This window comes from Lonsdalea iberica (assembly GCF_002111585.1).
Lineage (GTDB): Bacteria > Pseudomonadota > Gammaproteobacteria > Enterobacterales > Enterobacteriaceae > Lonsdalea > Lonsdalea iberica.
Map to the genome: position 1 here is coordinate 116,170 of NZ_LUTP01000007.1, position 9,659 is coordinate 125,828.

Sequence of the window (9,659 nt, forward strand, 5' to 3'; positions counted from 1 at the left end):
GAATCTATAGCGTTTCGCGCGTGGCGGACAATCGTTCATAAATAACAGATTTTGTCGAGACTACCGGAATGAAAAAAATATTGCGAGTCATTTTCCTCCTTTTATTTATATGAATTCGTGATGAAATTTTACAAAGAACTCATACAAATCACTGCGGAACGGAATAATAGTAGCAGAACAAGGCATTTACAGATGAAAAAGTGGGGAAAAGACGGGAGAACCGCAGCCAAAATGCAGAATGTCTGGCTGCGGCGAAGCCTTACCGCGGGCGGTATTGACCGGGAAGCCGACGGTTAAGGGCATTGAGCAACGCGTCGCTTGCGGGCGTCAGCAGCCACCAGCTCAATCCCACCAAGACGACGGACAGTGAGCCGACGGCGATATCCGTGAACCAGTGCGCGCCAATCATCACTCGCGGCAGTGAAAAGACAACGGTGATCAGGACGCCAATGAAAAAGGCTTTAACGTCGAAGTAACGCAGCATAAAGGCGGCGAAAATCATCAGCATCATACCGTGGTCGCCGGGGAAGCTGTCGCGAGAGGCATCTTTGGTCGGGATGCCGGTTAGTTCGCCGACGCGGTTGACGTTCTCGAAGAACAAGGACGGGCTGGCGTGCTGCACGGGCAGCAGATGACCGAGCTGGTTGAGCACTACGGCGGTGAGCAGCATGACGATCCCCAGGATCAGCAGGCGACGGCGCTCAACGGGGGTCGCCTTAAGATAATAGCGCAGATACAGCGCGCCCATCGCCAACAATGAGCAGCCGTCAAACGCGCGGTTGTTGGTCATCGCCACCAGCATGAGAAATGTTGGGTTGGTCGCCAGGTGTTGATTAAAATAAAAGAAAATAGTCTCGTCTATGGCAAACCAGAAGCCGTGATTGGCCGGTAAATACCAGGAAAGAAACAACGCAATGCCGATCGCGTTTAATAAGAGAATCACAGGAATATTTCGTTTAAACATAGGAACTGCTCATTAACTAAAGAATTAAAAATAAATTACTGCATGGCGGTTAAACGGGCTTGTAACAATGCGCCCTGTAGCGAATTCCATTCAGCTTCGGTCTCATTGATAATCTCTATACGACTATCCGGCGGCGGTGCCGAGCGCGTTTCAATATGAAGATCGTTTTCCTGACGGTTGACCACCAGCGTCCCTTCCGGAATACGCATTACTCCTTTGATGCGGTTCACCGGTGACAAACGTACCCAGTCAAGCAGCCTCGCCGTGTCAAACACCGACTCGGCATCAAATATCCAGCCACAGGAATGGTATCCCTGTCCGTGATTAAGCGCACGTCTCCAGGTGGTCTGTCCGTCCAGACTGAGTGCAGCCAATCCCTGACGCGCTGGTTCATCATGATGATGGTGGCGGGCGGACGGCAGCTCGGCGCCGCGTTCTCCCGGCAGCTCCAGCAGCGCAGCGTCAATGTTTCCCTGACTCACCGAGAGGAGCCTGCGCGATTGCCCGACATCGTCGTACCAGCGGCCTAACGCGGCGCGATCGCCATCGTCGTAGGTATCCTGCTTGTTGGCGATAATGACATCCGCCGCCGCTAGCTGGTCACGGAAGTTTTCGTTTTCCGTATAGCGTGGCTCCGCCAACTGGCGTGCATCCAGTACGCACAACGTTGCCTGTACGGTCAGCCAGGGTTCGTAAGTCGAGGAACGCAGCAACGACAGAATTTGCTTCGGATGCCCGAGTCCGGTGGGCTCAATGAGCAGACGATGCGGTTTTTTCTGCTGAAGCAGCATGTTCAGCCCGACTTGCATCGGCAAGCCGTTAACGCAACACAGGCAGCCGCCAGGAATCTCCTTCAACACGGCACCGCGGTCAGCCAGCAAAGCGCCGTCGACGCCTATTTCGCCGAATTCATTGACCAGCACGGCCCAGACTTCATCAGCCGGTTTCTGGGACAATAGATGAAGCAAGGTGGTGGTTTTGCCGCTGCCGAGGAAGCCGGTAATCACGTTGACTTGGGTTAGCACAGGCGTCTCCCGCAGAAATCAGTGAAACAAGACGCCCGGCATGAACCGGGCGTAGGCACAGTCAGTCTTAATCGGCGCGACCCATGTAACGGCGTTCCGGGATATGAATACGAATTTTTTCACCGGCGCTGAGGTATTCCGGCACCTGGATTACCAGACCGGTGTTCAGCGTGGCCGGTTTGTTACGTGCGCTGGCGGAAGCGCCTTTGATGCCGGGCGCAGTGTCGACAATCTCCAGATCGACCGTCTGAGGCAATTCCAGCGCCAGAATCTCTCCATCCATCGTCAAAACCTGAATGCCGGGCATGCCGCCGTCAGGAATAAACAGCAGCTCATCTTCGATCTGCTCTTTTTTAAAGTTGTACGGCGTGTAGTCTTCATCATCCATAAAGACATATTCGTCGCCGTCAATATAAGAGAAGGTCACCTGACGGCGGGACAGCGTGATGGTGTCGAGAATATCGTCACCTTTAAAGCGCTCTTCGACTTTTAGACCGGTGCGAACATCGGAAAAACGCATTTTGTACAGCGTACTGGCACCGCGGGCGCTCGGACTCTGAATATCGATATCTTTGACCAGCAGCAGTTTACCGTTGTAGTTAACGGCCATACCGCGTTTGATTTCGTTAGCTCTTGCCATGGAAGACATACCTTGTGAAGGGTCAGATAAATTTTTGTGGCGACAAGTTACTCGCGCGGCCGGATTCAGGCAAGCAGGATTTACGTCCCACGGCGTCAATGCGCGGAAAAGCGGTAGTCTTTACCGGTGATGGCTGATAAGGTCCGCCTTTGTCACCCCGCACCTCATCGCCCATAGGAACTTCGTGATGGACTGTCGTCCCGACTGTGGCGCTTGCTGCATTGCTCCCTCTATATCGAGTCCGATCCCCGGCATGCCTGAGGGAAAGCCCGCGAACACGCCTTGCATTCATTTGGACGAGCGGATGCGCTGTGGCATTTTTCACTCGCCGTTACGGCCGTCCGTCTGCGCCAGCCTCCAACCTCAGCGAGATATGTGCGGCGAACACCGGGATGAGGCGCTCATCTATCTTATCCGGCTTGAAAATGCGACGGCGCCCTGACGGTTTGCCGTGAGTCAGACATCCTCAATGCGCCACATGCAGTAGCCTGCGGCCAGATTCAGGCCGAGCGCAAAGATGAATCCCGCATGATAGCTCCAGATTTCCGCCACCAGTCCGCCCAGCGACCCCGAAATGATCCAGCCGACGCGGGACGTATTCGAAAACAGCGTCGTGGCCGCTCCCGCCTGTTCCGGCATTAGATCCTGAAAATAAAGCATGCCGATACCGGCCAAAATGCCGATGAACACGGCGTTCAGCAACTGTAACGCCAGTAGCGCCCACGGCGAGTACAGCAGACACAGCCCAAGATAAAACAGCAGGCCGGCGGCAATGGCCAGCCGCATCAAATAGCGCTTGCCGAGACGCCGGGCGAGATAACCCGAAATCAACATCGCCGGAATCTCCAAGCCTGCCGCGGTTCCCATCATTACCCCCGCCAGCTTGTCTTCCAGCTTCAGTTCCTGGACTAAATAAAGCGGCATATTGATGAGGTAAATGCCGTTGCAGGTCCACATCAGCGTACAGGCGGCGCAGAGCAACAACGTGTCGCGACGATGGCGGCGCGGCGGATCCAGCGTTTCGGCGGTTTTGACGCGGGGATGCTTCGGCATGGAAGGCAGAAGCAGTCCGACCAATAGAGCGCATAGCAGGAATACGCCGGTCGCGGCCATATACATCGCAGGGAAGCCCAGCCCGAGCGCCAACGCGAAGGCGACAGGCGGACCGACGACCCAGGAGAGCGAGATCTGCGCGCGCATTACGGAGCTGAACATCGCAGCCTCGCGTCCTGAACGGTCGGAATATTCACGCGCTAGCGCGAAAAGCTGCGGATTGGCCGTCGAGCCGAAGCTGGAGAGGAATACGCCCACCAACAACAGCACCGCATAGTTTCTATTCCAGGCAAACAGCAAGCAGGCCAGCGCGCCGAACAGGCAGCAGGCCACGATGAGCCGTTTTCGGTCGCCGCGTTTGTCGGAGTAACTGGCCAGGAGTTGGCTGACGATAATACCAATGACCGCATTGCCGGTGTAAAACAGCCCCACCAGCATTGGGCGGGCGTGGACTTCCGTGGAGAGGAAAAGGCTGAGGGTAGGGAGCTGCAAGGCTCCGGCGATACCCGAGAGAAACGCAATCAGCAGAAAAGCTGACGCGGTAATGTCGGGCAGTCGCCGCGATGTACCGGCTGATGTATGCATGATGGTCTGACGGAGTAAAAATTAGACAGAGCGCCGTATTCTACGCCTGCGTGACGTGAAAGGGTAAACCGTTTTGTCGCTTTTCGTTCAGCACGTTTTCAGCTGGCATCCCGCTCAAACTGAACTATAACCTTGTTGATGCGAAAATGTGCGTGACCTCTAAGAATCACACTGAGTTTTATGGACAATGCTTGCATAGATATTGGGAAAGACGCAATATTTTTGAAACGTTTCAGTTTCGTGTTTTATGAAACGATTTTTATCACTCGGTCATTTTTTTCCCATAAAAGCTGAAACGATTCAAGTTCGGCAGGAGAGGAGAGCTATGTTCCAGTTGTCACAGCAAGATATTCATATAGGGGCGACCGCCGGCGACAAGCAGGAGGCCATCAAACAAGTGGCCGCCGCGCTGACTGAAGCCGGTTGCGTCAGCGAAGGGTATGTTGAAGGAATGCTACAGCGTGAACTGCAAACCTCTACTTATCTGGGAAACGGTATCGCTATACCGCATGGAACGACGGATACGCGGGATCTGGTTCGCAAAACGGGCGTTCAAGTGTTCCAGTTTCCTAAAGGGATTGCCTGGGGAGACAACCAAACCGCTTACGTTGTGTTGGGCATCGCGGCACGCTCCGACGAACATCTGGCGCTGCTGCGTCAGCTGACGCACGTGTTGAGCGACGACAGCGTGGCTGAACGGCTGGCGACGACCACGTCGACGGAAGAGTTGCGCAGTTTGCTGATGGGCGAACAACAGGCCGGGGAGTTTCGCTTCGACGCCTCGCTGATTACCCTTAACGTAGCGACGGACAATCTGATTACGTTGCAGGCGCTGAATGCAGGTAAATTGCAGCAAATCGGCGCCGTCGATGCTCGGTTCGTCAGCAATGCGGTAGCCAGCAAGCCGCTGCATTTAGGCCACGGCATCTGGGTCAGCGATAGTCAGGAAGGCAATCAGATCAGTGCGCTGGCGGTCAGTCGCCCGCTCGAACCGTTCGTCGTCGATGATGAAAAAGTGGCGATGCTGCTGACGATGTCAGCCGTCGACGATCAGGTGAATGCGCCCATCGATTACCTGAGCAAGTTGCTGAACGCAGGTAAGTCTGACAGCCTGCTCAGCGCGGACGCGCCGACGCTGCTGACCTTGTTATCCAGCGAAGCGGCGGAAGAAAGCAATGCGCTGGTGGCGGAATTCGTTATTCGTAACGAGCACGGCCTGCATGCCCGCCCTGGCGCCATGCTGGTCAACGTCATCAAACAGTTTACGAGTGAAATCACCGTCGCCAACCTCGACGGGACGGGCAAACCGGCCAACGGCCGCAGCCTGATGAAAGTGGTGGCGCTGGGCGTGAAGTCCGGCCATCGTTTACGTTTTACGGCCAATGGCAGCGATGCGGAAGCCGCGTTGAAAGCCATAGGTGAAGCTATTACATCCGGATTAGGGGAGGGAGCATGAGCAGGAGAGTCGCGACCATTACGCTGAATCCGGCTTACGATTTAGTGGGGTACTGCCCGCAGGTCGAACGTGGTGAAGTTAACTTGGTTCAAACCGCAGGTCTGCACGCCGCGGGTAAAGGGATAAATGTCGCCAAGGTTCTGAAGGACTTGGGCATCGATGTGACGGTGGGCGGATTCCTGGGGAAAGATAACCAGGATGGGTTTCAGCAGCTGTTCAGCGAGCTGGGGATCGCCAACCGCTTTCAGGTAGTCAACGGCCGTACGCGTATCAACGTCAAGCTGACGGAGCAGGACGGTGATGTTACCGACCTGAACTTCTCGGGCTTTGAAGTGACGCCGCAGGATTGGCAACGCTTTGTAAATGATTCGCTGAGTTGGCTGGGGCAGTTCGATATGGTGGCGGTCAGCGGAAGTCTGCCGGCGGGCGTCGATCCCGACGCCTTTACCGATTGGATGACTCGCTTACGCAGCCAATGTCCGTGCATCATTTTCGACAGCAGCCGCGAAGCACTGGTGGCCGGTCTGAAAGCCTCGCCGTGGTTGGTCAAACCTAACCGTCGCGAGCTGGAAATCTGGGCGGGCCGCAAACTGCCGACGCTGGAGGATGTGGTCGATGCCGCGCACGCGCTGCGTGAACAGGGGATTGCACACGTCGTCATTTCTCTTGGCGCGGAGGGCGCGCTGTGGGTCAATGCTTCCGGCGCCTGGCTGGCTAAGCCGCCGGCCTGCGATGTGATCAGCACCGTCGGCGCAGGCGACTCCATGGTCGGCGGCCTGATTTATGGCCTTCTGATGCGTGAATCCAGCGAGCATACGCTGCGTCTGGCGACGGCGGTGGCGGCACTGGCGGTCAGCCAGAGCAATGTTGGTGTAACGGACCGGCCGCAGCTGGCTGCGATGATGGCCCGCGTTGATTTGAAACCTTTCAATTAACAGCAGGAGAAGCACAATGAAAACGCTGCTGATATTCGATAAGTCGTTAGGAAGAGTCAAAAGCAGATTAGTGCAAAACCAGCTTGGCGCCGCGGCGTCGAAAGCGGGACTCACGCTGACGGAGCAGCCTACCGAGGCTGAGCTGGTCATCGTGTTTGGCGGTCAACAGGCAGACAGTACGCTGAACGGAAAAAACGCGTTTCTCGCTGACGTCGGAGAAGCGCTGAGTCAGCCAGAGGCGTTTTTGGAAAAAGCCAAGTCGGAAGCTACGCCTTATCAGGCGAGCGCAGCGGCAGCGGCGAAAGCGCCCTCTTCCGCGGCCTCGACTGGTGTGACCCGCGTTGTCGCCGTCACGGCATGCCCGACCGGTGTCGCTCACACCTTTATGGCGGCGGAAGCCATCGAAACGGAAGCGAAGAAGCGCGGCTGGTGGGTCAAAGTGGAGACGCGCGGCTCCGTGGGCGCGGGCAACCCTATCACGCCGGAAGAAGTCGAGCAGGCGGATGTGGTGATCGTCGCCGCCGATATCGAAGTCGACCTGAGTAAGTTCGCGGGTAAGAAAATGTACCGCACCTCGACGGGTCTGGCGCTGAAGAAAACCGCGCAGGAGCTGGATAAAGCACTGGCGGAGGCCACCGTCTATCAACCGTCCGGGCAGTCCAGCGCGCCGGCGGCTGGGGGCAAAAAAGGCGGCACCGGGCCCTACAGCCACCTGCTGACCGGGGTCTCTTACATGCTGCCGATGGTGGTGGCCGGTGGTCTGTGTATCGCGCTTTCGTTCGTGTTCGGCATCGAGGCGTTCAAGCAGGAAGGGACGCTGGCCGCGGCGCTGATGAAGATCGGGGGCGGTTCCGCCTTCGCGCTGATGGTGCCGGTGCTGGCCGGTTATATCGCCTTTTCCATTGCAGACCGTCCGGGGCTGACGCCGGGCCTGGTCGGCGGGATGCTGGCTGTAAGCACTGGCGCAGGATTTATCGGCGGGATCATCGCCGGGTTCCTGGCGGGGTATCTGGCTCGCGCCATCAATAATCACGTCAAGCTGCCGCAAAGTCTCAACGCGCTGAAGCCCATACTGATTATCCCGCTGATAGCGACGCTGATTACCGGCCTGGTCATGATTTACGTGGTCGGCACGCCGGTCGCTAAAATCCTGACGGGGCTGACTTCTTGGTTGCAGTCTATGGGCACGGCCAACGCGGTCATTCTCGGCGCGATATTGGGTGGCATGATGTGCACGGATATGGGCGGACCGGTCAACAAAGTGGCCTATGTCTTCGGTACGACGCTGCTCAGTAGTCAGGTTTACGCACCAATGGCGGCTGTTATGGCCGGAGGAATGGTGCCGCCGCTGGCGATGGGGCTGGCGACGCTGCTGGCGGGCAAGAAATTCACTCCGCCGGAACGAGAAGGCGGCAAGGCTGCGCTGGTGCTCGGGATGTGCTTCATTTCCGAAGGGGCGATTCCTTACGCCGCGCGCGACCCGATGCGTGTCCTGCCGTGCTGCATTGTTGGCGGCGCATTGACTGGCGCACTGTCCATGGCGGTGGGCGCTAAACTGATGGCGCCGCACGGGGGGCTGTTCGTCCTGTTGATTCCGGGAGCGATTACCCCGGTTATCGGTTACCTGCTTGCTATTATTGCTGGTACGGTGGTCAGCGGGGTGCTGTATGCCCTGCTGAAACGGCCGGAATCCACTGCGGCGGTTGCGGCGCAGAGCGAACACATTTGAGTTGGGCCTAAGAGATAACAAGGATGTTGATAAAAAACGCCAGTCTACGGACTGGCGTTTTTTTTGGCGAAACGGAGAGTAAGGATGCCATTCGTCGTGCAGGACGGCGGATAGGCGAAATTACTTGATATAAGCCCCCCGCTGAGGGGACGGGGTTTAGCGTTCAGCGCGCTGCTGAGATTTCAGCCAAGCGATTTCGTCGGGCCAGATATCGGGATTCACCGTCTCCAGAATCAGGGGAATACCGTCGAAGCGGGGATCGCGCATGATATGGCTGAACACCGTTTTGCCAATGTTGCCTTCGCCAAGACTGTGGTGGCGGTCGACTCGACTATTGAATTCGCTTTTCGCGTCGTTGAGATGCATACCGCGCAGATACTGTAAACCAACCACTTTTTCCAGTTCATCGAAGGTGCGCTGGCAATCTTCTTCCGTACGCAGGTCGTAGCCTGCAGCAAAGGCGTGGCAGGTATCAATGCAATAACCAACCCGGCTTTTGTCTTCGACCTGATCGATGATTTCAGCCAAATGCTCGAAGCGGAAACCGAGGTTGCTGCCTTGTCCCGCCGTATTTTCAATCACGGCGGTGACGCCTTCGGTGACATCCAGCGCCAGGTTGATGGACTCGGCGATGCGCGAGAGGCAGCGGCTTTCGTCAATTTGCTGCAGATGGCTGCCGGGGTGAAAGTTCAGCAGCGTCAGCCCCAGTTCTTGACAGCGGCTCAACTCGTCAATGAAAGCGGTACGGGACTTTTCCAATGCTTCTTCAACCGGATGTCCCAGGTTAATCAGGTAGCTGTCGTGCGGCAGGATCTGTGCGGGCGTATAGTGATACTGCTCACAGGCTGATTTGAAGCGGTCGATCACCTCTGGGGTTAGCGGCGCGGCGCGCCACTGGCGCTGGTTTTTGGTAAACAGCGCAAATGCCGTTGCTTCGATCTCATGCGCGCGGATGACGGCCTGATCAACGCCGCCCGCTGCGCTGACGTGAGCACCTACGTATTTCATTCGTTTCTCCTGTATGTCGGAACGCCCCGACGTGATAGATACCGCGGGGCGTCGCCTGGCGAGCGCATTATGACATTATCGGCACCAGGGACGGCAAGCCCGGCGTGCCCGAATCAGGAAAACAGGTGCATCACGCCCAAATTGATCGCGCCGCCCCCGACCATCAACCAGATAAACAGCAGCAATGCTAACAGCACCGGCTTGATGCCCGCCTGTCTGAGCATCTGAATGCGAGTGGCGATCCCCAGTGCGGCCATCGCCATT

The 9,659-nt window shown here is 56.8% G+C and carries 9 protein-coding genes and 1 pseudogene; 4 read left to right on the forward strand and 6 right to left on the reverse strand.

Annotated elements, in window-relative coordinates:
• Positions 1-259 precede the first annotated feature (259 nt).
• The 3 genes from AU511_RS04480 to yeiP form a co-directional block, all read right to left on the reverse strand.
• Positions 260-964, reverse strand: a complete 705-nt coding sequence (locus AU511_RS04480) for a phosphatase PAP2 family protein (protein ID WP_094108903.1) — start codon at positions 962-964, stop codon at positions 260-262.
• A 35-nt stretch (positions 965-999) separates the two neighbouring features.
• The gene (locus tag AU511_RS04485) at positions 1,000-1,989 is read right to left on the reverse strand and encodes a CobW family GTP-binding protein (protein WP_094108904.1); all 990 of its coding nucleotides are present in this window, start codon (positions 1,987-1,989) and stop codon (positions 1,000-1,002) included.
• Positions 1,990-2,056: 67 nt separating this feature from the next.
• Positions 2,057-2,629, reverse strand: coding sequence for an elongation factor P-like protein YeiP (gene yeiP, locus AU511_RS04490; protein WP_094101006.1), 573 nt, complete (start codon positions 2,627-2,629; stop codon positions 2,057-2,059).
• 187 nt (positions 2,630-2,816) lie between these two features.
• Between yeiP and AU511_RS04495 the strand changes: the two genes are divergently transcribed.
• Positions 2,817-3,071 carry a YkgJ family cysteine cluster protein gene (locus tag AU511_RS04495; protein ID WP_094108905.1) on the forward strand — a complete coding sequence of 85 codons (255 nt, stop codon included), beginning with the start codon at positions 2,817-2,819 and terminating at the stop codon, positions 3,069-3,071.
• Positions 3,072-3,085: 14 nt separating this feature from the next.
• Here AU511_RS04495 and AU511_RS04500 read toward each other — a convergent pair whose 3' ends face one another.
• Entirely contained in the window at positions 3,086-4,267 is a 1,182-nt protein-coding gene (locus AU511_RS04500; RefSeq protein ID WP_094108906.1) for a sugar efflux transporter, read from the reverse strand.
• A 325-nt stretch (positions 4,268-4,592) separates the two neighbouring features.
• Here AU511_RS04500 and fruB point away from each other — a divergent pair, with 325 nt between their 5' ends.
• The 3 genes from fruB to fruA are packed head-to-tail and all read left to right on the forward strand — an operon-like array spanning position 4,593 to position 8,387.
• On the forward strand, positions 4,593-5,723 hold the full coding sequence (gene fruB, locus AU511_RS04505; RefSeq protein ID WP_094108907.1) for a fused PTS fructose transporter subunit IIA/HPr protein: 1,131 nt from the start codon (positions 4,593-4,595) through the stop codon (positions 5,721-5,723).
• Positions 5,720-6,658: a 1-phosphofructokinase gene (fruK, locus tag AU511_RS04510; protein WP_085652922.1), complete on the forward strand. Its 939-nt coding sequence runs from the start codon at positions 5,720-5,722 to the stop codon at positions 6,656-6,658. Before fruB ends, fruK begins: the two co-directional genes overlap by 4 nt.
• A 16-nt stretch (positions 6,659-6,674) precedes the next feature.
• A complete protein-coding gene (fruA, locus tag AU511_RS04515) occupies positions 6,675-8,387 on the forward strand; it encodes a PTS fructose transporter subunit IIBC (protein WP_094108908.1) in 1,713 nt (570 codons plus the stop codon).
• A gap of 156 nt (positions 8,388-8,543) precedes the next feature.
• On the opposite strand, the gene nfo is transcribed toward fruA, so the two are convergent.
• A complete protein-coding gene (gene nfo, locus AU511_RS04520) occupies positions 8,544-9,395 on the reverse strand; it encodes a deoxyribonuclease IV (RefSeq protein WP_094101011.1) in 852 nt (283 codons plus the stop codon).
• Between the two features lie 113 nt (positions 9,396-9,508).
• Positions 9,509-9,659 (reverse strand): annotated as a pseudogene (locus AU511_RS17640) (YeiH family putative sulfate export transporter); the annotation flags it as partial.

Bases quoted from the DNA above. Each gene is read 5' to 3' on its own strand.
- fruK (WP_085652922.1), top strand. From the start codon at position 5,720: ATGAGCAGGAGAGTCGCGACCATTACGCTGAATCCGGCTTACGATTTA.
- AU511_RS04495 (WP_094108905.1), top strand. From the start codon at position 2,817: ATGGACTGTCGTCCCGACTGTGGCGCTTGCTGCATTGCTCCCTCTATA.
- fruA (WP_094108908.1), top strand. From the start codon at position 6,675: ATGAAAACGCTGCTGATATTCGATAAGTCGTTAGGAAGAGTCAAAAGC.
- yeiP (WP_094101006.1), bottom strand. From the start codon at position 2,629: ATGGCAAGAGCTAACGAAATCAAACGCGGTATGGCCGTTAACTACAAC.
- AU511_RS04500 (WP_094108906.1), bottom strand. From the start codon at position 4,267: ATGCATACATCAGCCGGTACATCGCGGCGACTGCCCGACATTACCGCG.
- AU511_RS04480 (WP_094108903.1), bottom strand. From the start codon at position 964: ATGTTTAAACGAAATATTCCTGTGATTCTCTTATTAAACGCGATCGGC.
- nfo (WP_094101011.1), bottom strand. From the start codon at position 9,395: ATGAAATACGTAGGTGCTCACGTCAGCGCAGCGGGCGGCGTTGATCAG.
- fruB (WP_094108907.1), top strand. From the start codon at position 4,593: ATGTTCCAGTTGTCACAGCAAGATATTCATATAGGGGCGACCGCCGGC.